General features: G+C 64.8%; 17 protein-coding genes. 8 read left to right on the forward strand and 9 right to left on the reverse strand.

Features of this window, described 5'->3' with window-relative positions:
- Nucleotides 1-9: 9 nt before the first annotated feature.
- Nucleotides 10-1,011, reverse strand: a complete 1,002-nt coding sequence (locus tag JGU71_RS01680; protein WP_199701330.1) for an NHL repeat-containing protein — start codon at nucleotides 1,009-1,011, stop codon at nucleotides 10-12.
- Nucleotides 1,012-1,163: 152 nt separating this feature from the next.
- Between JGU71_RS01680 and JGU71_RS01685 the strand changes: the two genes are divergently transcribed.
- From JGU71_RS01685 to JGU71_RS01695, 3 genes are all read left to right on the forward strand, one after another.
- On the forward strand, nucleotides 1,164-1,544 hold the full coding sequence (locus JGU71_RS01685) for a hypothetical protein (RefSeq protein ID WP_233528563.1): 381 nt from the start codon (nucleotides 1,164-1,166) through the stop codon (nucleotides 1,542-1,544).
- A gap of 86 nt (nucleotides 1,545-1,630) precedes the next feature.
- Nucleotides 1,631-2,161 carry a WKL family lipoprotein gene (locus tag JGU71_RS01690; protein WP_199701332.1) on the forward strand — a complete coding sequence of 177 codons (531 nt, stop codon included), beginning with the start codon at nucleotides 1,631-1,633 and terminating at the stop codon, nucleotides 2,159-2,161.
- Nucleotides 2,162-2,272: 111 nt separating this feature from the next.
- A complete protein-coding gene (locus tag JGU71_RS01695; protein ID WP_199701334.1) occupies nucleotides 2,273-4,444 on the forward strand; it encodes an MMPL family transporter in 2,172 nt (723 codons plus the stop codon).
- Here JGU71_RS01695 and JGU71_RS01700 read toward each other — a convergent pair.
- The 4 genes from JGU71_RS01700 to JGU71_RS01715 all read right to left on the reverse strand — a co-directional run bounded on the left by JGU71_RS01700 (nucleotide 4,365) and on the right by JGU71_RS01715 (nucleotide 8,395).
- Nucleotides 4,365-5,207, reverse strand: a complete 843-nt coding sequence (locus tag JGU71_RS01700) for a heme ABC transporter ATP-binding protein (protein WP_199701336.1) — start codon at nucleotides 5,205-5,207, stop codon at nucleotides 4,365-4,367. The two genes, JGU71_RS01695 and JGU71_RS01700, sit on opposite strands and share 80 nt — an antisense overlap.
- A complete protein-coding gene (locus tag JGU71_RS01705; protein WP_199701340.1) occupies nucleotides 5,207-6,301 on the reverse strand; it encodes a FecCD family ABC transporter permease in 1,095 nt (364 codons plus the stop codon). Before JGU71_RS01705 ends, JGU71_RS01700 begins: the two co-directional genes overlap by 1 nt.
- Nucleotides 6,301-7,332, reverse strand: a complete 1,032-nt coding sequence (locus tag JGU71_RS01710) for a heme/hemin ABC transporter substrate-binding protein (RefSeq protein ID WP_199701348.1) — start codon at nucleotides 7,330-7,332, stop codon at nucleotides 6,301-6,303. Before JGU71_RS01710 ends, JGU71_RS01705 begins: the two co-directional genes overlap by 1 nt.
- Nucleotides 7,333-7,462: 130 nt before the next feature.
- Nucleotides 7,463-8,395, reverse strand: a complete 933-nt coding sequence (locus tag JGU71_RS01715) for an aldo/keto reductase (protein ID WP_199702776.1) — start codon at nucleotides 8,393-8,395, stop codon at nucleotides 7,463-7,465.
- A gap of 164 nt (nucleotides 8,396-8,559) precedes the next feature.
- Between JGU71_RS01715 and JGU71_RS01720 the strand changes: the two genes are divergently transcribed.
- The 5 genes from JGU71_RS01720 (at nucleotide 8,560) to mshC (ending at nucleotide 12,899) form a co-directional block, all read left to right on the forward strand.
- Entirely contained in the window at nucleotides 8,560-9,402 is an 843-nt protein-coding gene (locus JGU71_RS01720; RefSeq protein WP_199702778.1) for an undecaprenyl-diphosphate phosphatase, read from the forward strand.
- Between the two features lie 83 nt (nucleotides 9,403-9,485).
- Nucleotides 9,486-10,202, forward strand: coding sequence for a histidine phosphatase family protein (locus JGU71_RS01725; protein ID WP_199701349.1), 717 nt, complete (start codon nucleotides 9,486-9,488; stop codon nucleotides 10,200-10,202).
- A gap of 34 nt (nucleotides 10,203-10,236) precedes the next feature.
- Nucleotides 10,237-10,830 (forward strand): DUF3090 domain-containing protein, encoded by a 594-nt coding sequence (locus JGU71_RS01730; protein ID WP_199701352.1) that lies wholly within the window; start codon nucleotides 10,237-10,239, stop codon nucleotides 10,828-10,830.
- 19 nt (nucleotides 10,831-10,849) lie between these two features.
- Nucleotides 10,850-11,629: an SCO1664 family protein gene (locus tag JGU71_RS01735; RefSeq protein ID WP_233528689.1), complete on the forward strand. Its 780-nt coding sequence runs from the start codon at nucleotides 10,850-10,852 to the stop codon at nucleotides 11,627-11,629.
- 28 nt (nucleotides 11,630-11,657) lie between these two features.
- Nucleotides 11,658-12,899: a cysteine--1-D-myo-inosityl 2-amino-2-deoxy-alpha-D-glucopyranoside ligase gene (mshC, locus tag JGU71_RS01740; RefSeq protein WP_199701356.1), complete on the forward strand. Its 1,242-nt coding sequence runs from the start codon at nucleotides 11,658-11,660 to the stop codon at nucleotides 12,897-12,899.
- 6 nt (nucleotides 12,900-12,905) lie between these two features.
- Here mshC and JGU71_RS01745 read toward each other — a convergent pair whose 3' ends face one another.
- The 4 genes from JGU71_RS01745 to JGU71_RS01760 form a co-directional block, all read right to left on the reverse strand.
- Complete coding sequence (locus JGU71_RS01745) at nucleotides 12,906-13,865, reverse strand: homocysteine S-methyltransferase family protein (RefSeq protein WP_199701358.1); 960 nt, start codon at nucleotides 13,863-13,865, stop codon at nucleotides 12,906-12,908.
- Between the two features lie 103 nt (nucleotides 13,866-13,968).
- Nucleotides 13,969-18,129 carry a TIGR02680 family protein gene (locus JGU71_RS01750; protein WP_199701362.1) on the reverse strand — a complete coding sequence of 1,387 codons (4,161 nt, stop codon included), beginning with the start codon at nucleotides 18,127-18,129 and terminating at the stop codon, nucleotides 13,969-13,971.
- On the reverse strand, nucleotides 18,126-19,484 hold the full coding sequence (locus JGU71_RS01755) for a TIGR02678 family protein (RefSeq protein WP_199701364.1): 1,359 nt from the start codon (nucleotides 19,482-19,484) through the stop codon (nucleotides 18,126-18,128). The genes JGU71_RS01750 and JGU71_RS01755 overlap by 4 nt, the downstream gene beginning before the upstream one ends.
- Nucleotides 19,481-20,965: a TIGR02677 family protein gene (locus tag JGU71_RS01760; RefSeq protein ID WP_307829451.1), complete on the reverse strand. Its 1,485-nt coding sequence runs from the start codon at nucleotides 20,963-20,965 to the stop codon at nucleotides 19,481-19,483. Before JGU71_RS01760 ends, JGU71_RS01755 begins: the two co-directional genes overlap by 4 nt.
- Nucleotides 20,966-20,967 lie beyond the last annotated feature (2 nt).

Genomic DNA, 20,967 nt, shown 5'->3' on the forward strand with positions numbered 1-20,967 from the left:
CGCGGATCGTCACGTGCGACCTCCGATTCGTTGCAGACCGTCTCCGGTTGCCGAGCCGACCAGCAGCTCACCGGTTGTGCTGTCGACGACCACCGAGTTCGGCTGGCGCACGGTCGCCCAGCGCGCAACCTCGACAGGCGACCCGCTCGCCAGGTTGTACCCGACGACCTCGTTGGTTGCCGTCAGCGTCACCCACGCAATGTCCGCACGATTGTCGTAGGTGACCGCATAGGGCGACGTGCCAACGGGATACCGCTGCCGCAGGACCAACGAGTCCGCGGTGAAGACGAGCAGCTCACCGCCGGTGGTGTCGGTCACTAGAATACGTCCGTAGTGATCGGTCGCAAGATTTGTCGCGCCTTCACCGGCGCGTAATGCGAGTCCGAGCTTTCCACCGTCGAGATCGAGTTCGGTCAATGAAGTCTGACGCTTGTCGAGCGCGGCGAGCGCGCCGTCGACCGTAGCGAGCGCGTCTGCGGAGCTCAACCCGTCGATGGTCTCCGTGGAGCCTGCGTCCGGTCCGATCAATTGCACTGCGCCGGAAGCGGTTCCGACGGCGAGGCGGCCATCGGGTAGCACCTGTGCCGACAGCGCATCGCCGTCGACAGGCACGGTGGTGACAGCGCCTGACCGCACATCGACCCGGTCAACGTGTCCGGCACCGGGTACCAGTACCTCGCCTGGCCGCCCGGCGGCGACGGTGACCCCGCTGTCGACATCGACGGGCCGTGGCGTCGCACCGGGGGAGCGCGAATCGATCAATAGCAAGCCGGCATCGGATGTGAGTGCAGCAACAATTCCGGTATCGGAATCGAGTGTCATGGCGGAAATCGACGTGCCTGCGAGCTCGACCAGACCGGCCGGTACGGCAGAAACGGTGGGTGACACAGCGGCCGTCGCAGGTTCGATGGTTTGGGGATCGTCGCGTTCGGAATCCGAAGAACAGCCCGTGAGCAGCACCGATGCCACGACCAACGGAACGCCGAGCCGGTATCGCTTCCGCAAACGCACCCATACCTCCTAGACGACGCCACCGTTTCGGTAGTGCCCATATCTGATCACGTCGCCACGACAAACGAGACCGTGGGTGTTGCGGGGTGATTGCGAAGTCGCACACGGGCACACGGAATGGGGTTAACGTGGTCGGCGGTCGAAGCGGTCACATGGGTGAGATGGTCGGAGTTCCATTGGATACCAAAGCGACACCCGAGTTCACAGTCGAAGACATCAGCGTCGGTGCCTACGCGCACGGTTTCGGAACCAGCGGCGACGGACGCCCGTACGCATTTCGCGTGATCAGGCGAACCATCCACGTCGAGGTGTACCGCGAGGACCTCGATCACACCGTGCCCAATCAGGAAGATGTCGCAGCGCTCGCCGAAGCGTCGATCACCGACATCGACCTGAACGACGAACGCAGCATCGTCGCTCTCGTGCGCGACCTCGTCCACACGGCGGAACCGGTGGAACGAGAGGTCGCGAGCGAGTCGACAACGGTCCGTGCGTTCCTGAGTCGGATCAGCTCGGTAATCGACTCCATTTAGTCGCGTAGCTTGCGAAGCGACCATCGAGCTCTGGCCCCGGGTCTCGAAGAATGAGAGACACGGGCCAGCCCAGTACAGTTGAACTTGTGACGAGGACGACACCATCGCAACGTAAGCGCCCACGAGCACTCACCGTGGCAGTCGCCGGCATCTGCGGGGCTCTGCTGGTCGCGGCCGCAGGTTGCGGTAGCGATGTCGTCGACGCGTCGTCGTATTCGAACAATCGGTCCGCATCTCCGACGAGCGTCGCGTATCCGAAGGTGCCGTCCGCTGCCGACCTCGACGCCCTGCTCATCGGCGCGCTGAGCCGAACCATCTCCGACGACGAACGTATCGCGCTGATCGAGGACGGTGAAGCGTTCCGGAGTGCTATCCCGGATCTGTACAGGGCGATCGACGAAAATCCGAACGCCCGATTCAAGGTCGTCGATCCAGTCTTCGACAATCACGACGGCACACTCACCGCGACGTTCCAGCTCGACAAGGACGGTCGCGGCACCGACCTGAAAACCGCTGTCGTGCACTTCGTCGCGAGTGACGGACGGTGGAAGATCTCGCGAGACGACCTGTGCGGCATTCTGCGCCAGGCGAACTATCGCACCCAAGCCTGTGGCTGACGACCGAGGCGGCTCCGCCGCTCGTGAGTCTTTTCGGAGGGCGGGCCCACCGAAAAGACTCACGAGGCGCGTAGCGCCCTCGCCGTTTCTCGGTGCGCGATGTGAGTCTGCGTGTTCCTAGCCTGGGGACGTTTCGTCTATCGCGCCCGCTACGGCGTCATCGCGGTGTTCGTGATCCTCGTGTCCGTATCGGGCATCTACGGCCTCGACCTGTCGAAACGATTGAGCCAGGAGGGCTGGTTCGACGACACCAGCGAGTCGGTCAAGGGCTCCAAGATCGCCGACGCGACCTTTGGCCGGGAAACCGACGGCGACGTCATCGCGCTCTACACGGCGCCCGAAGGCAAGACGGTCGACGACCCCGAGATTCGGGCGCGCGCCCGCGAGCACTTCGAACGGCTGCTTCGCGACGAATCTGCGCTGATTCTGAAGATCGACAGCTACTGGGACACCGGCATCCAGAAACTCAAGGACGATTCCGGGAAGCACGCATTCGCCAGTATCGGACTTCGCCGCGAAGGATCGGTCACGCTCGAGGACTACAACGCGATCAAGGGTGACCTGCCCATCGACGGGCTCACGTTGCAGTTGGCCGGCGTCCAACCGGTGGTAGACGCGCTGAACGAGGGTATGCAGCAAGACATTCGACGTGCCGAGATCATTGCGCTGCCGTTGGTTGCTCTGTTGCTGTACTTCGTGTTCGGCGGCGTGGTTGCAGCGCTGCTTCCGGTGCTGATCGGTGGGATGACCATCATCGGCTCTCAAGGTTTGATGCGGCTGATCACCAACGTGATCGACGTCAATGCCTTCGCTACGGCAGTCGTCACGTTGGTCAGTCTCGGTCTTGCGATCGACTACGGACTATTCGTCGTGAGCAGATTTCGAGAGGAAGTCGCCCAGGGCAGATCGATCGAGGACGCCGTCGCCCGCACTGTGGCAAGTGCGGGCCGGACCGTCGTATTTTCGGCGTCGATCATCGTCGTCTGCCTCGGTGGTCTGCTGATCTATCCACACGGCGTCCTCAAATCGGTCCCGTACGGCGCAATCAGCTCGGTCGTGCTCGCGGCAGGCCTGTCGATCTCCGTGCTGCCCGCCGTGCTCGGCATCCTCGGGAAGCGGATCGACCTGCTCAGCTGGAAGCGTTTCTCGCAGACCAGAACTCCCGAGCAGATCGACGCCGGCTTCTGGTCTCGACTTGCGACGTGGGCGATGCGACGGCCCAAACTCATCGTCTTCCCGATCATCATCGGACTCGCCGCGTTGATAGTTCCGTTCGGCGGGATGGAATTCGGCGGTCTCAGTGAGCGTTACCTGTCGCCGAGCGATCCCGCGAGGGTGGCGCAACAAGACTTCGACCGAATGTTCCCGCAGTTCCGGACCGAACCGCTGCGTCTGGTCGTGCTCGGTGCCGACAACACCCAACTCGGAGAGATCCGTGCGCAGGCGAGCGACATACCCGGTCTGACTGGACGTTTCGAGCCGACAGCCGCGACGAAGGACGGCGTCAACGTTCTCGAGGCCGGCCTGGTGAACAAGATCGATGCCGACGTCGTGATCGACAGAATCCGAGCGCTACCGGAGCCGGACGGCGTCCAGGTACTCGTCGCCGGTATCCCCGCGCTGGAATACGACAGCATTCGAGGTTTGATCAAGCGGCTGCCCTGGCTTGTCGCCATTCTGGTCGCGGCATCGCTGCTGCTGATGTATCTGGCATTTCGCTCGATCGTGTTGGCAATCAAGGCAATTGTGATCAGCGCGCTGAGCCTCGGTGCGACGCTGGGACTGTTGACGTGGGTCTTCGTCGACGGTCACTTCTCGTCGCTGCTCAACTTCACACCAGGTCCGATCATGTTCGCGGTTCTCATCGTGATCGTCACGGTCGTATTCGGTCTGTCGACGGACTACGAGGTGTTCCTGATGTCCCGCATGGTCGAAGCGCACGACCACGGCGCCGACACAGAGGAGGCAATCCGTTACGGCATCGCGCGGACGGGTGGTGTGATCACAGCCGCCGCGTCGATCTTGATCGTCGTCACGGGTGCCTTCGCCATGTCGGACCTCGTGCTGATGAAATGCCTTGCAATCGGCATGATCGCCGCACTTCTGCTCGACGCGACCATCATTCGGATGCTGCTCGTTCCCGCGGTGATGAAGATGCTGGGCAAGTGGTGCTGGTACGGGCGAATCTCGTTGCACCACAAGGTCAACGGCGAGGCAACACCAACTGCGCGCCCGTCTCCGGATGCGCAAGCACTTCCACTGGGTGGTCGTAGACCCTCGTAAGCAGTTCCGAGGTAAGAACTTTGCGGGGTGGCCCGTCGGCGACCATCCGGCCCTGCTCCAGTACTGCGACGCGGTCGGCGTAGGCCGCCGCCAACCCGAGATCGTGCAGGACGACGACGACGGCGACGCCGGTCGCGGCTCGCTCTCGGGCAAGACGCATCACCGTCTCCTGGTGGGAGAGGTCGAGCGCGGCGGTCGGTTCGTCGAGCAGCAGTGTGCCGGTTCGTTGGGCAAGCACACGTGCCAACGCGACGCGTGCACGCTCGCCTCCCGACAACGCGAGAAAGGGTCGGTCGGCGAGATGGCCGACGTCGCAGATGGCGAGTGCTTCCTCCACGCGAAGGTCGTCCTCGTCGCGCAAGAGAGTTCGACTCCACGGTGATCTGCCCATGGCCACAACCTGTTTCGAGGTGAACGCAAAGCCGATCGTGTGGCTCTGCGGTAGCACCGCACGACGCTGGGCCATCTCGACCGGCGTCCACGACGACAACGGCCTACCGTCCAACTCGACGTGACCGGATGCGGTCGCTTGCTCGCCCGCGAGGGCAGCCAACAGCGTCGACTTACCCGCACCGTTCGGTCCGACCAGCGCGACGACTTCGCCTGCGACAACGTCGAAATCGATGTCGGTCAGCACGCGCCGGTCGCGGCGGTCGACGGCGACGCCGACCGCGCGCAATGTCACACCGCCCGGAGCGGTCGCCGTTGGGACGTCGATCTGCGCGACAAGAACACCTTTGAGTCGGACGAACCGTGACGCCATCACGCCCACCCACCCTGCTGGGCTCGGGTTCTACGCAGCAACCAGAAGAAGAACGGTCCGCCGACGAGAGAGGTCAGCATTCCGAGCGGTAGGTCGGCGTTGTCGACGAGGGTCCGTGCGCCGATGTCGGCGGCAAGCAGAACGATCGCGCCGCCGAGTGTGCTGACCGGGATCAGCACCCGATGTGCCGGTCCGACAAGCATTCTCACCAGGTGCGGCACGACCAGCCCGACGAAAAGGATGATGCCGGTGAAGGCGACGCTGGATGCGGCGAGGATGGCTACGATGACGATCGCGACCTGGCGTAGTCGTTCGACGTCGACGCCGAGGTTGCGTGCCGCGGTCTCGCCGAGAGCAAGTAGGTCGATGCGGGGGGAGATTATGGTCGCGGCAACGATGCCGACCAGGGCCATCGGGCCGACGATCACAACCGCTTCCCACGTCGCGCCGTTGAGGCTGCCCAACTGCCAGAAAACCACTTGATCGCGGGCAGCGGGTGTCGCGACGAAGGTGAGGAAGGCAATGACACCACCGGCGAACGCGTTGATCGCGATGCCCGTCAGAATCAGCGTCACGACCTCGGTGCGACCTTCCGACCTTGCCAATAGATAGACGAGAGCGGTCGTCGCGAGTCCGGCCGCGAAGGCGGCCGCTGCAACGGCCCAGCCCGCGGCAAACGCGCCACCGACGACGATCACGGTGCTCGCACCCACCGCGGCGCCCGCCGATACGCCGATCACGCCAGGTTCGGCGAGCGGATTGGCGAAGACGCCCTGCAGCAAAGCGCCTGCACAGCCGAGTGATCCACCGACCAGTATCGCCAACACAACCCGCGGAAAGCGGACCTCCCACAGCGTCACTTCGCCGGCCGGATGTGCGGGCATCGGTCCAAGGTCCAGATGCATGCGGTGCGCGATGCTGCCGAGGACCTCTGCCACTGTCGTCGGAACCTGGCCGAGGCAGGCCGAGACCAACGCGAGGACCAGCACCAGGACAGTGAGGCCGACGATCGTTGCCGTGGTTCTGCTGAGCGAGACCTTGGGGGGTTGCGCGGTTTTGGGCGCTCTGTCGCGCAGCCGGAACTTCGTCGCCATCAGGACTTCGGCGGATAGATCGCGTCGGCGAGTGCAGCAACTACGTGGCCCGTGTTCGGACCGAAACTCAGCAGCACGCTGTCCTGCATGTCGACGACCCGCTTGTTGCGCCCAGCGGGGGTCTGGGCGACACCGGGAATCTTTTCGAGTCCGTCAGGGCCGCCGATCGATTCGAGTCCGTCGGTCATGAGGAGAAACACGTCGGGCGCGGCTGCGATCAGGGCCTCGCTGGTGACCGGTACGAACGCCTGCGTTATGCCCGAGGCTGTACCGGCGTCGACCGCGCCGAGCGCTTCGATGAGCGAGTCGGCCCCTGAGCCTTTTCCGGCGAGCATCGTGAGCGCCGTACTACGCAGATAGAGAAACGCGATCTTGAGCGGTGGGTTCGGCGCTGCAACAGCTTTGGTCGCGTCCGCGATCTCTTTGCTGCTTCGCTCGGCGAGCGCCCTACCCTGTTCCGGAACGCCGAGTGCCGCGGCGACAGCTTCGATCTGCGGCGCGACGCCGTCGAGGGTGCGAGTCGGATCGAACAGCACGACAGGCACTCCCGCCGCACGTAGCTGGTCGCGAACCGCGTCGGGTCCGATTGTGGTGTCGGACAGGAACAGTGTCGGGCGAAGGGCGAGAATCGCTTCCGTCGCAAGCGAGTTGCCCGCCGGCGTCACGTTGGGGACGTCCTCGACCGCAGGGAACGCCGCCGCAGTACTTCGACCGACCAGCCGGTCACCCAGACCGAGCGCGTACACGGTCTGGGCAAGCGTGCCGTAGCGGTCGGCGGCGACAATCCTGCTGGTGTCGGTGATGGTCACGTCGGTGCCGTCGAAACTGCGGACGGTCACGGGAAGGTTCGATACCGGTGCGGTCGCGATCGGCTCCGGGTCGAGTGTCGCAAGTTTCGCCGTGGTCGCGCCCGAGAGGTCGGACGAGCCCGCCGGGCTGTTCGTCGTGCAGCCCGTGAGCAGTACAGCCGAGGCCAACCCGATGCTGCCGAGAATCATTCGGTAGCTCTTCACCCGGAATTGGCGGCTCATACCTGACCTTTCGTCTGCGGTGCAATCGTGCTGCGGTGCGATCGTGCGCGTACGAAACCAAACTACGGTCTCGCAACCGACGATGGTGCAGCCAGACTATGAACGCAGTCTTAAACGAGCAGCCGCGTCCCTATGCGCTGACGTCGTCCAGCGCTGCTGCGATCGCGCGGGGGAGTTCGAGTTCCTCCGCAGCGAGTACGCCGGTCAACTGCGCGCTGTCGCGGGCGCCGACGACGGCCGTACACACTCCAGGCCGATCGCGGACCCACGCGAGTGCGACTGCGAGGGGTGACGTTCCCAAGCCGTCGGCGGCTGTGACGACGGATTCGACGACCCGGCTCGCTCGGTCGGTCAGGAGTTCATGAATGTCGTCGCTGCGCTGCTCGTCGGCACCGCGCGAATCCGCCGGGGTGCCCGACCGATACTTGCCCGTCAGGATGCCGCCGGCGAGTGGTGCCTGCGCGAACAAGCCTGCACCGTGGTGGCGCGCACTCGGCACGAGTTCGTATTCCGCCGAGCGGTCGAGCAGCGAGTACGAGTTCTGGGCCGAGATCAGCGTGGTCGACACGGCTCCGGCCAGGGTCGCGAGCTGCCAGCCGGCGAAACCGGTGACGCCGACATAGCGTGTGCGTCCCGACGTCACGGCGTAGTCGAGCGTTGCGGCGACCTCGTCGATCGGGGTCTGGTCGTCCCATGCGGCCATGTGCCAGATGTCGAGGTGATCGGTACCCAGCTCGGCAAGGGTGCTGTCGAGCTGGCGTAGCAGGATGCGGCGTGAGGAATCGATCCGATGGATGCCCTCGCTGGAGACGTCGATGCCGGAACTGCCGCCGATGACAAGTTGGTCGCGGGGGACCACGTCGCCGAGCAGCTCGGCGAGAATCCGCTGCGCGGTGCCGTTCGTGTAGGCAGGCGAGGTATCGACGAAATTGCCCCCCGCCTCCGCGAATGCCGATAGCTGGGCCGCAGCCTCGTCACCATCGGTTTCCCGGCCCCACGTGAGGGTTCCGAGTCCGATTCGCGATACCCGAAGTCCGCTGTTGCCGACAGTTCGCTGCTTGATCACCGCGCCAGCGTAGTCGGCCATACCGGACATCAGCGCAGCAACCGAGCAATGTCACAACGCGAACGAAGGTCGGCGCCGGGTAGGGTCGCGGGCGTGAAACGTGTGCTTAGCAGGGGTAATTGGGTCGTGCAGGATTTATCGGACAAACGAGTCGGCCGTTGATCGGCGAATCGATGACCTGGGTACAGGCCATCATCCTCGGCATCGTCCAAGGTCTCACCGAGTTTCTCCCGATCTCGTCCTCGGGTCATCTGCGCATCGTGTCGGAGGTCTTCTTCGGCGACGACGCAGGCGCGTCCTTCACAGCCGTCACGCAGCTCGGCACGGAGTTGGCGGTACTCGTCTACTTCGCCAAGGACATCGGCCGCATCGTGATGGCGTGGTTCCGGGGACTACTCAACGAGGAACATCGCGATCTCGACTACCGCATGGGCTGGTACGTCATCATCGCGACCATCCCGATCGGCGTGCTCGGGTTCCTGTTCAAAGATCAGATCCGCACCGGGGCACGCAACCTGTGGCTGATCGCAACGATGCTCATCGTGTTCGCGCTCGTGATCGCCGCCGCCGAGCACTTCGGTAAGAAAGAACGCCCGATCGAAAAGCTGACGACCCGCGACGGTCTGGCTATGGGTTTCGCGCAGTGTCTTGCGCTCGTGCCAGGCGTATCGAGGTCGGGGGCGACGTCGAGTGCGGGTCTGTTTCTCGGCCTCTCGCGTGAAGCCGCCGTCCGCTTCTCGTTCCTGCTTGCGATCCCCGCCGTGACGGCGTCGGGCTTGTTCAGCCTGCCGGACGCGTTCGAGCCTGCCGGTGAGGGACTCAACGCGAGCGGTGCCCAGCTGCTCGTCGCAACCGTCGTTGCGTTCGTCCTCGGCTATGCGTCGATCGCGTGGTTACTCAAGTTCGTCGTGAATCATTCGCTGTACTGGTTCGTCGGCTACCGCATCATCCTCGGTGTCGGCGTCCTCGCATTGCTTGCCACCGGAGTCGTTTCGGCGACGTAGGCGGCTACGCCGCTCGTGAGTCTTTTCGGAGGGCCGCACCTCCCAAAAGACTCACGAGGCGCGGAGCGCCCTAGGCTTGCGGAATGACCGTGATCTTGCTCCGGCACGGGGTATCGACCTCGAACCTCGCCCACACCCTTGCCGGTCGCTCACCCGGAATCGAGCTCGCCGACCGCGGACGTGAGCAGGCCACGGCACTCGTCGACCGGCTCGGGAGCCTGCCGATCGAGGAGATCGTCCGCTCGCCGCTGTTGCGGTGTGAGCAAACAGTCGGTCCGCTGGCAGCGAAACTGGACCTCACCCCCGTGGTCGAAGAACGTCTCGCCGAGGTCGACTACGGCGAGTGGACCGGCCGCGTGCTGAGCGAACTGTTGAAGGAACCGCTGTGGAAAGTGGTTCAGCGCCATGCCTCTGGTGCCGTATTCCCGGGTGGTGAAGGTCTCGCGGAGGTGCAGCAGCGCGCTGTTTCCGCGATTCGTCACCACGATTCGCGGTTGGCAGAACACCATGGTCACGACGTCCTTTGGGTCGCCTGCACACACGGTGACGTCATCAAGTCCGTGCTGGCGGACGCACTCGGGATACATTTGGACGGGTTCCAGCGCATCGTCGCCGAGCCTGCGTCGATCAGTGTCGTCCGCTACCTGCCGACCTCGCCGTACGTGTGGCGAATCAACGACACCGGGACCGACCTCAGTGCGCTCGCGACAAAAGCTGCTCAACCCGCTGCGGCGACGTCTGTGCCCGGCGGCGAGGTCGGTAGCGTTGCCGATGCGGATAATGGAGCAGAGGGCAAGTAGTTTCGTTTCGTCCGACCGGGTTCAGGAGGTGCAAGTGGCACGCGCAATCCATGTATTTCGCACCCCCGATCGCTTTATCGCCGGAACAGTCGGCGAGCCAGGGGATCGGACGTTCTACCTCCAAGCGGTCCACGACGCTCGCATAGTGAGTGTCTCGCTGGAGAAGCAACAGGTTCAGGTGCTCGCCGACCGAATGGGTCTGCTGCTCGAAGAGGTGCATCGGCGGTTCGGCACCGAACTTCCTCCCGAAGACACCGAATTGGGCGACACCAGCCCGCTTGTCATGCCTGTCGACGCCGAATTTCGAGTCGGGACGATGGGTCTCGGCTGGGACGCCGACGCGGGTGCGGTGGTTGTCGAACTGCTCGCCGTCACCGAAGCCGAATTCGACGAATCCGTCGTCCTGGACGACGCCGAAGAAGGTCCGGACGCGGTTCGCGTGTTCTTGACGCCGATCCAAGCGCGCCAATTCGCGCTGCGGTCGGAGAAGGTCATCGCGGCAGGACGTCCGCCGTGCCCGCTGTGCGGCGTACCGCTGTCGCCGGACGGGCACATGTGCGTTCGGACAAATGGCTACCGCCGCGGCGAGATCTTCGGCAACGGACCCGAGTTCGGTGAAGAGTCCTGACGACTCGGCCGTCGACTCCATGAGATCGGGCGAGCTGAAACTGGTCGGGCGCATACTTTCGGCCAGCAACGTCACCTTGGTCTGTGAGGCCGAGGTAGACGGTGGACTTGTTCGCTGCGTCTACAAACCGGTCCGCGGTGAGCGACCGCTGTGGGACTTCCCGGACGGAACTCTTGCCGGTCGCGAGGTGGCGTCCTACCTGGTGTCCGCGGCGCTCGGCTGGGGCGTGATCCCGGAAACCATCCTGCGCGACGGACCGTTCGGCCCCGGCATGGTGCAGCGCTGGATCGATACCGTCGACAGTCGCACCGACGAGGGCACCCGCGTCGACATCGTCGACCTAGTACCGCCCGATGCGGTGCCGTCGGGGTTCCGGCAGGTCCTGCGGGCGATCGACGGCGACGGCGACGATGTCGCGCTCATTCATGCTGACGACCCGCGTCTGCATCGTATGGCCGTTCTCGACGTGCTGATCAACAACGCGGACCGCAAAGGCGGCCACGCATTGGAAGGCCTCGACGGCGAGGTGTACGGCGTCGACCACGGAATCTGCATGCACCAGGACAACAAACTTCGAACCGTGCTCTGGGGTTGGGCAGGCGAGGCCATCGACGACGCGTTGATTGCCGATGTCGTCGACTTCTCGACGCGGCTTCCGGGTGCGGTCGCCGACGAATTGGCAGAGCATGTCACCGATGAGGAGATCGAAGCACTCGCCACCAGGGTGACGCGGCTGATCGAACGTCCGGTGATGCCGAGACCGTCGTCGCAGCGCCCGATCCCATGGCCCGCATTCTGACTACCAGGCCTCCACTACGCTGCTTTCTATGCAGTCTTGGTCCGATGTCGCCGTCCCTTCCGTTCCGGGCGAAGGCCCACCCCTGCGGTTGTACGACACCTCCGACCAGCGGGTGCGACCGGTCACAGTCGGGCCGACGGCCACGATGTACGTCTGCGGCATCACACCGTACGACGCGACGCACCTCGGCCACGCCGCCACGTACCTGACGTTCGACCTCATCAACCGGGTCTGGCGAGATGCCGGCCACGACGTGCACTACGTGCAGAACGTCACCGACGTCGACGATCCACTGTTCGAACGCGCTGCCCGCGACGGCGAAGACTGGATGGTCCTCGGTATGCGCGAGACCGCCCTCTTCCGCGAAGACATGGAAGCGTTGCGTGTGCTCCCGCCGCGGGACTACGTCGGTGCCGTCGAATCGGTCAACGAAGTGGTCGCGTTCGTCGAGAAGTTGGTTGCCTCCGGCGCCGCGTACGTGGTCGACGACGCAGAGTTCCCCGACGTGTACTTCCGTGCCGATGCGACCGAGCAGTTCGGCTACGAATCCGGCTACGACCGCGAAACGATGGATCGGCTGTTCGCCGAGCGAGGTGGCGACCCGGACCGACCAGGCAAGCGTGATCCGTTGGACGCGCTGGTATGGCGGGCCGTACGTCCGGGCGAGCCGTCGTGGCCGTCGCCGTTCGGCCAAGGCCGCCCCGGTTGGCACATCGAATGTTCGGCGATCGCGCTCAATCGGATCGGTGCCGGATTCGACGTGCAGGGTGGTGGCAGTGATCTGATCTTCCCCCACCACGAATTCTCGGCTGCACACGCGGAAGCTATTGTGCCGGAACGTCGTTTCGCGCGGCACTACGTGCACACCGGCATGATCGGACTCGACGGCGAGAAGATGTCGAAGAGCAAGGGCAACCTGGTGTTCGTGTCGAAACTTCGCTGCCAGCAAGTAGATCCACGCGCAATTCGGCTCGGCCTGCTGTCCGGGCACTACCGCCAGGACCGACCGTGGACCGACGAGGTACTGGCCGACGCACACACTCGGGTGAAGCTCTGGCAGGACGCGGTTGCGCTCGAGGCGGGTCCGTCCGCCACCGATACCGTCGCCCGGCTGCGTCAGCATCTCGCCGACGACCTGGACACCCCGAAAGCGCTTGACGCCATTGATGGTTGGGCGCATCAGGCGTTGACCTACGGTGGCGGCGACGCTGCTGCTCCCGGTCTGATCGCCGACGCGGTCGACGCTTTGCTCGGGGTTGCGCTGCGCTGAGAGCAGCTAGCCGGTCTCGGCCTTCCTTGCCGTGTGGACGTTCTTCGCGATCTCGTCCAGGTGTGTGTCCCACGTCCCGCAACAGCCACCCCACATGTCGATGTGCGGGTACTTCCGAGCCAGGTCGCCCATAAGCTCACCGAGCTCGACGGGGTCACCCGACTCCAGGCGACCGAGGGTGCAGAGCGAAATCTTGTCCATCATCGCCGCATTGGGTCGCAGGCAACGCACTCGCTCGAACCACGGGCCTGGCTCGATCGCCGGGATGAACTCCAAGGGGTGTGAGCAGTTGACGCCGTAGAAGGTGGGCCGAGCCGCACCGGTCTGCGCATCGATCGCTTCGATCGCCTCTTTCAAGCTCAACCCGGACGCGAGCCGACGTGTGCTGTTGTCGAGGGTGAACGAGACCGACAGTGGCAACCCGACAACCGCTGCTGCGCGGGCCAACCCGACTACCTCGGGCACATCGTTGAAGGTCATGGCTTCGACCAGATCGACGCCGGCCGAGGCCAGGTTGGCGAGCTGGGTGCTGTGGTAATCCTCGGCGTCGTCCGCGGTGATAGCCCGGTTGACCTTGTACGCGTCCCCGCGGGGACCCACGATGCCGGCGAACAAGAGTGCGGGGATCTGCTCCCGGAAGGGCTGGGCTACTTCGCGGAGGAACTCGATCGACCGCAACTGCATGTCGGCGAGCGAGTCGGCGGAATACCCGAGCAGCGAGGCCCAGTCCGGACTCGCGCGGTAATCGAGGCCACCCATCACAACGCCGAACTTGTGACGGGCCGCGGTCTCGAGATATCGGCTGTACATTCCGCGGAGTTCGGTCATTGCCTGCGGGTTGTCCAGCAAAGGGAACATGGCAAATTCCGGGAGTTCGTACCCGTACTTGTACATGATCTCGGTTTCCTGGCCGCCCTCGGTGAGGTAGTTCAGCCCGGAAAGCTGTTGTGGAAATTCTGCGGCCATCCAAGCTCCTCAGGCCAGACCCTACACTCGATTCTGACACAAAGGACGAAACGTCGGATTCTCTTCGACCGAACTTCGGCCGGCAGAGGAGAACTCAGGGAACTCAGGCGAACTCCAAGCCACCGACAGCCGGCGTCGGGACACGGCGACGCAGCGGTGAGCCCAGGGCCTCGGCGAGATCGGAACCATCGTGCTCGGCCAGCAGTTCGCCGTTGTCCCACACCAACAGCGCTGCACTCACGGTGTTCTCCGCTGTCGAATGGGCGAGATCGTAGTGCGCACAGCCGGGGACATCGGCGTAGGTGATCCACAGGTCGTAGCCGGTCATAAAGAGATCGAGATCGAATTGCACACTGAGACCGAGCAGTTCGCTACGGCCGTTGTCGTCGACGCCTGCGAACGCCTCGTCCAACGCGAGCAGCCGCGGCGAGTGCGGGTCCGCGGACGACAACATGACGTGCGCTGCCGCGAACAGTGGCAGATGCAGCGACACCGACTGCTCGCCACCGGACAGCGCGCTGTGTCGCGCCACCGTCAAACGCTCCTCGGTGCCGTCGCCGGAAAGCAAGGTGAACGAGAAGACGCGCCACTGTCGGTAGTCCAAGGTCGCAGCAAGAATCTCGGGATAGGACCGTTCCGGATGAGCGGCGCGTGCGGTACGAATGTTCGCCGCGAAATGTGCTCGGATGCGGGCCAATTCGTCGGAGCTCAGCGTCGCGGAATCACTGTCGAGCAACTTCGAGACCGCACGAGCAGTGTCGTCGAGAGAGTCGGCAAGCACCCAGTGCACGCCGATCGTGTTGCCGGACGACATTCTGCGCTGCTTCATCTCCGAGCCCATCTGAGCGATGAGATCCCGTGCGTCCATGGTGCGTTCGTGAATCTGCTGTGCGAGCCCGGTCAGTAGAGCGTCCTCGAGAATGCGACGTTCGGCATCGGTGAGCAGCAGCTCCTGCTCCTGCCGAGCCTGATCGATCCGGACTGCAAAGTCCGCGATCGACGACATGCCCTGGTCGTCGTGCACACGCACGACGGTGAGCCCGTCCGCAGCGTCCCAGTTGAGACGGAAGTGTTGCCCGGACGCACTGAGCTGGGCGTCGAACTCCTGCAATGCCGTGGTCACCGCACTGCGGGTGGACTTTCGTGCTGCGTCGCTCACCCGAACATCAGCGGTTGCGGCACTGAGGCTTTCGAACAACACGTGCACTTCGGGTGGAAGCACGCCGACCTCCGTGTCAGGGCCGGGAGCCGAATCGATTCGGTAGAGCAGCTGCTCGACGGTGGCCCACGCGGCGTCGCTCGCAGGCCAGTTGGAGTCGCTCGACGCACCGAGGAGCGCAGCGATGTCACGCTGTGCGTACGGTTCCAGCTTCCGGGCATCGGCATGTGTCTCGGTCAGTGCGCTTCGGATCGCTTCCGTGGCACTCCGATACGCACCCTCAGCCTGGCCGACCGCCTCGCCCGCTTCGCGATCGGCTTTCCGCGCGGCCCGCTGTTCTGCTCGTGCAGCTTCGATGCGGTCGCGCGCCGCTTCGAGTTCGCTGTCGATCTGTTGCGAACTCGCTCCGAGCGCGTCGCGCAGTTTGTCGAGCTTGTTGTGCTGCTGCTCGTAGCTGTCCTGCGCAATCGCACTCTCTTCTGCAAATTCCTCTGCGACACTGCGGGCTTCGTCGAGGCGGTGCTGCGCCTCCAGCTGCCGCTCGGCTTCACGGTCGTACTCGCTCCGCCTGCGTAGTAGGGTCGCGCCACTGTTCTCGAAATGGCGAACCGCCGCCGCAAGAGCGTCGAGGTCCCGAATCGTATGTGGCGCTCGGTGTTCGACAGCGGCGGCGCGAAGCCGCTTTTCGGCAACGGAGTATTCGGCGACCGCATGATCGAGTTCGCGATCGGCTGCTGTCGCGGCCTCGGTGCGGGACCGCAACGCACCCGCCAGTTCGGTTACCTTGCGCATTGCCGCCAACAGGGCATTCGCACGCGGCAAAGCCTTTGCGGCAGTGCTTATGTGATTCGAGTTCGCGACTGCCGCTGCCTCGTCTGATCGAGCGGTCGCCACGCGGTCCTCCGCTAGGGCGATCGCCGCGTCGAGTTCGGCGATTCTGGCGACTCGGCGTCGCGCTCGGGCCGTCGCGCCGATGTATTCGGCCTCCGGCTTCGTGTGCCGACCGAGTTGGACGCCCTGACGGTAGTGGCCGTTGGTGTCGACGACGACAGCCTCGGCTGCCTTGAGCTGATCGTCCACCGCGATCGACGCGAGCACATCGGTCACCAGATGTGCTGCGACAGGGGAGTTCTCTTCAGCGACGAGGACGTCGGCGAGCGTGCGGCCCGTCGGACGCGCCGCCTCGGGTAGTGCCACGAGAAACTGATCGGAGACCGAATCGGAGGGCACGTCCGCAGCGATCCAGCCGTCCAACAGATTTGCCGCATGCAACGCGGCTTCGATTCCCGCGGCAGCGGCCGCATCGACGTTCTCGGCAAAACGAACGAGCTGCCACAGCGGCCCACCGCTGGAGGTGTCACGCGGCGCGGTGCGGGCAGCGAATGGTGCAGGCGCATCGTCGTGTTCGGCAGCGACCTCCGCCCGCGTCGCCGTCAGCGCTCGAACCTGTTCGGTCGCCTCGTCGGCCAACTGGCGTGCACCTTGCCGACGATCGCGTGCAGCGTCGACAAGGTGCTCCGTCTCGCGAGCCAACACCTCGGAAAGAGATTCCGCGTCGTCACCGCCGACCTCGGCAAGTGCCGCGTCGAGGACCGTGAACAGCCGTTCGGCAAGCGGACCGTACCCGTCGGAGTATTGAAACCACCACTCGCGCAACGCCGCCGAGCTGTGGACGCGAGCGGCCTCGACGGCCGATTCCGCTGCGGCGACCTCGCGCGAAGAGCGTTCGACCAGCTCACGGGCGGCAGTCGCCGCGCGTTCTGCGCGTCCCCGCTCGGCGAGCGTTCGGTCGACGACGCCGAGCGACATGCGCACTGCCCGGATGTCGCCGTCGCGTTGTTCGGCATGCCCACGAACCGCAGCTGTGACCTGGTCGGGTCGCATGTGCGCAGGCAGTGCGGTCCATGCAATACCGGCATCGTCTGCGGCACTGGCCAATTCGTTCTCACACCGTGCCAACGCCGCCGCATTCTCCGCGACGCCGGACCTGGTGCGTTCGACGTCGAGTGTGCGCTGAGCCAGCGCCTCCTGAGACTTGGTTGCCTTCGCCGATTGCTGCTGAGTCGACAGTTCCAACCTGCGCACAGCCTCGGCAAGGTCGTCGAGTTGCTGCTTACCCTCGTAGGCACTCGATCGCATCAGAGTTTCGCGGTCCGCGGTTGCCTGGTCGAGAGCGCGGTCTGCGGCGTCCAGCCTGTGATCGGCGGCAACCCGTTCGTCCTCGCGCCGTGTCCGCAGTGCCTTCGCGGCAAACAACGCTGTTGTGGCGTGCTCGACAGCGGTCAACCGGCGAGCGACCTGTTCGATATCGGTCTTTGCTTGCACGCCAAGGTACTTCGAGTAGACCCCGACGAACTTCTTGGCGGCGTTGTCGGCCTGCACGAGACCTTCCAGCGCACGCCCGACCTCCTCCATGTCGCTGAAGGAACGTGCGGCGTCGAGCAGCAGATTCTCGTCGAGCGGTCGCAGCCCGTCGGTCAACGCCTGCGAGAGTCCCTTCGGATCAAGATTTTTCGCCAACTGCGGGCGACGCAGCGTGAGAATCAGGTTGATCAGCTGGTCGTAGCGCTGCGTGCCGAGCCCGAACAGGCGGGCATCGATGGCCGCGCGGTAGTCCACCGGACGGTCGACGATGGCGTCGGTGCCCAATTCGTCGGCGAGCTGGCGCCGAGTGAGCGGTCGATCGTCCGGACCGAGCAGCGAGAAGTCGACGCCGACGCGGCCGTCGGCGACGAAGTACCAGCGGGTGACCTTGTCACTCGATCGGGTTGCGCGCATGCCGATTCCGACCGTCACAGCCTCTGGATCGGCACTGTCGCCACGCGCGAACTCCATCCAGACATACGAATGCGCCGAGTCCTGCTTGCGGTACAACAGGTTCGACTTCATGGTCCGTTCCTCGCCGGCGAACGGATTGAGTCGGCGAGGTTCGATACGGCCGTCCAAGACGAACGGGAAGAGCACCTCGAGGGCCTTGGTCTTGCCCGAACCGTTGGGTCCGCGCAGTACCAAACGTCCGTCGGCGAAAGAGAACTCCTGGTCTCGGTAGTCCCAGAGATTGATGATGCCTGCCCGTGTCGGCCGGAATCTCGCTGTCCGCGTCACGGGTGCTCGCTCTCGATAGGTGTGGTGTACAACGATTGCTCAGGGTGGGTACGGACGTTCACGACGACGCCGCGATAGCGGGCAAGCGCGGGTAGGGCGAGAAGCCCGCCCTCGACGACGACTACGAGCCGCAGTCGAGCCAGTAGCGCCACGGCCCCGGCGAGTAGCCCGACATGGTCTGCTTGCCATTGTGCCGCAAAGGTTTTGCCGTATCGCTCGATCAGACCCTCGATCGTCGCCGCCACCCAGGAGTCTTCGACGAAGGGCAGGTCTGCGCCTGCGTCCGGCTCTATCGGGACAGCGTGAACGCCTGCCGTCTCGATCAGGGCGGAGTCCGGTATCGCAGTGTCGAGTTGGTGTGCGAGAGCAACACTGGGGTCCGGCGGTGTGCCGATCAGGCGCGGCGGGTGGTCCGGATCGAGCACCCGATCGGCAAGCTCGCCGGCAAGCAGAAGCCCAACTTGCGCGAGGGTTCCGGTACTCGGAAATCGGATGTCGGAGAATCGGCCGGACGTGTCGATCAGCGCGACCCCCTCGGCTCGGCGTTCGGCCGAAAGACCGGTCAGTCCTTCCACTTCCGCGACGAGTCGATTCGATACGAGCAGTCCGGCCTCGGCGGCTGCCAACTCGGCGAAGTAGACGACCGGACGTTCGACGAGTGCGCGGCGGGTCCGCCTTGCCGTTTCCAGCGGGTCCGGAGTGGAATCGTCGGAGAGTTCGTCCAGACCGATCGATGCGCCCGACAACAATCCCGAAATGCTGTGCAACTGCTGCAGTGCGCGCGGTGGACGGAACAGCGCAAGCACCACGGTGCGGTCGATGTCGTACAACGCCTCGCCTGCGCTGGGATCCGACGCCCACCCACCTGCGTCACCGTCGGCGAGCGTGATCGCTCCTCGGGTCGCGAGCCACCCGACGGCGTCGACGAAGGCATCGCGGTCGGTCGCACGTTCGGTGGCGAGGTCGAGGCCGTCGACCTGCGCTGTCTCGGCCGCGACGTGATCGGCCAACTCGGACAACGTTATCTGATCTCCCGCGCGGCCGAGAGCGGCAAGCGCGAGGGTCAGGTAGGCGTAGCGGCGTCGGTCGAAGATCCGCTCGGTAGCGGTGCGGGCAGGCTGGGTCGGGTCGAGCCGATCGATGATCGGAAACAGGCGTGCCGTTGTCTCGGTCACTTCGAGTCGGTAACCGAACAGGTCGAGTAGGTCCTCGCGCAACTCGGTCGCCCAGCGGCGCAGCAGTGGAAGGGCAATTCGGTCCGGATATGTCTGTGTGACAAGGTGATTGGACAGGATTACCCGAGCCGCGCGCTGGTAGTTGTCGAGCGCGAGCGCCGGTATACGATCGGAGGTCATCGCACCGTCACTTCGAGGCCGTCGAGATGAAGCAACCCACGAGCGGTCCGAATGACTGTCGAGCGCTCGTGCGGCCGCAGGGTGAGCTTGACGCCGTGTTCGGAGCCGGTCGACGGTCGCGTCCGTCCGCTGACCGGCACCCGAGCGGTGAGGGCGGCGTTGAGCAATCCGAGGAGGACCTCGGTCTCTTCCTCGTCCAGAACTCGATCGTGCACACCGCCTGCGGCGAGTGCTGCGGCCGCAGCCGCGCGCGATCTCTGCGCTTCCAACTGCGCGGCGCGGAGCCGACGAATGCCCGCGTCGTTGCGCTGAATCCGCCCCGGTGCGCCGGGTGACGGCGCCCGTCCGGTTTCGGCGAGTGTCCGGGAGATCTCGACAGGGGGAGCGTCCCACCACGACTGTGAGACCGGGACGAGCTCGGCGTCTGGATGTTCGAGCGCAAGGTGCCGTGGTCGGCCGAGACCGTAGACCGCGCCGAAGAGCGCGTGCGCGGCCTCGTCCGACGGTGCTGCGGCGAACCAGCCGGCGAGGTGGCGCAACGCGGACTCTCGGCTCACCCCGCCTTTACGGCTTTCGGTGACTCGACGCAGCAGTGCCAGGACCGCTGCGATTGCGCTCATCGTGCCCTCGCGGAGACGGTCGGATTCGCTGAGCTCCGATTCGGCGGTGACGAACCAGTTGCTCAGGCCCGCCCACCGCGCCTGCCAGTCGTCTCGGCGCTCGGCAACGGTCAGCAACACTCGCTCGTCACTTTCGGCTGCGCGCTGGAACAGCCGATCGACGCCGGTCGCTTCGACCGCTTCGATGGCCGCTGCCAGCTTCGGTGCGTAGCGCGCGAGGTCGAGGCTGAATTCGCGCATGTGGGACAGCAGCGCGTCCTTGTGTGCAAGAAACGACTCGGGTGTCACCTCGGTAGTTCTGACCAAATCGCCGAGGGAGAGGTAGAAGTGCGCCGCTCGCGTTGCCAGTTCGGACAGCGCGGCGTCGAGCCGGCTCAGTTTTCGGTACACCGCGTCGGCATCTGCTTCGCGGTTCGCCTTGGCGAGATCGTCCAGATCCGCAAGCAGTTCCGGCAGTACCAGCCGAGACAGCGCGGCGTCCTCGATGCGCGCGGCCAGGACATCCTCGATGGCACGAAACGCCTGGTAACCCGTTTGCGCGAACTGATAGACGTAGTGGCGGTTGCGATACTCGGCGAGGTTGGCGGCGCGGGTTCCGTCGTAGCTCCGCTCGAGCACCCCCCAGGAGTGCAGCTGTTCGAGCAGCGGCCCGACCTCGGCTGCGGTCAGCGTCACAGCACTGTCGCTGTCCTTGGCGGTCAGTGCCGCGACGTCACCCGCATGCAGCAGCACGACGTACCCGGCTCGGGCTTTGTCGAACGCCCGAAGAACCTGCAGGTAGTCGGCACGTTTCTCGGCAGTTGTGAACGAAAACAGCCGAAGCCGATCGTCGCGCAGAAGGCGGTCGTCGGATTCGGTCACCC

Source organism: Antrihabitans stalagmiti, assembly GCF_016482825.1.
Classification (GTDB): Bacteria; Actinomycetota; Actinomycetes; order Mycobacteriales; family Mycobacteriaceae; genus Antrihabitans; species Antrihabitans stalagmiti.

What these genes read in the sequence shown, in the direction of transcription:
- JGU71_RS01710 (WP_199701348.1), bottom strand. Translation starts at nt 7,332, where the DNA reads ATGAGCCGCCAATTCCGGGTGAAGAGCTACCGAATGATTCTCGGCAGC.
- mshC (WP_199701356.1), top strand. Translation starts at nt 11,658, where the DNA reads ATGCAGTCTTGGTCCGATGTCGCCGTCCCTTCCGTTCCGGGCGAAGGC.
- JGU71_RS01705 (WP_199701340.1), bottom strand. Translation starts at nt 6,301, where the DNA reads ATGGCGACGAAGTTCCGGCTGCGCGACAGAGCGCCCAAAACCGCGCAA.
- JGU71_RS01735 (WP_233528689.1), top strand. Translation starts at nt 10,850, where the DNA reads ATGAGATCGGGCGAGCTGAAACTGGTCGGGCGCATACTTTCGGCCAGC.
- JGU71_RS01685 (WP_233528563.1), top strand. Translation starts at nt 1,164, where the DNA reads ATGGGTGAGATGGTCGGAGTTCCATTGGATACCAAAGCGACACCCGAG.
- JGU71_RS01700 (WP_199701336.1), bottom strand. Translation starts at nt 5,207, where the DNA reads ATGGCGTCACGGTTCGTCCGACTCAAAGGTGTTCTTGTCGCGCAGATC.
- JGU71_RS01755 (WP_199701364.1), bottom strand. Translation starts at nt 19,484, where the DNA reads ATGACCTCCGATCGTATACCGGCGCTCGCGCTCGACAACTACCAGCGC.
- JGU71_RS01745 (WP_199701358.1), bottom strand. Translation starts at nt 13,865, where the DNA reads ATGGCCGCAGAATTTCCACAACAGCTTTCCGGGCTGAACTACCTCACC.
- JGU71_RS01725 (WP_199701349.1), top strand. Translation starts at nt 9,486, where the DNA reads ATGACCGTGATCTTGCTCCGGCACGGGGTATCGACCTCGAACCTCGCC.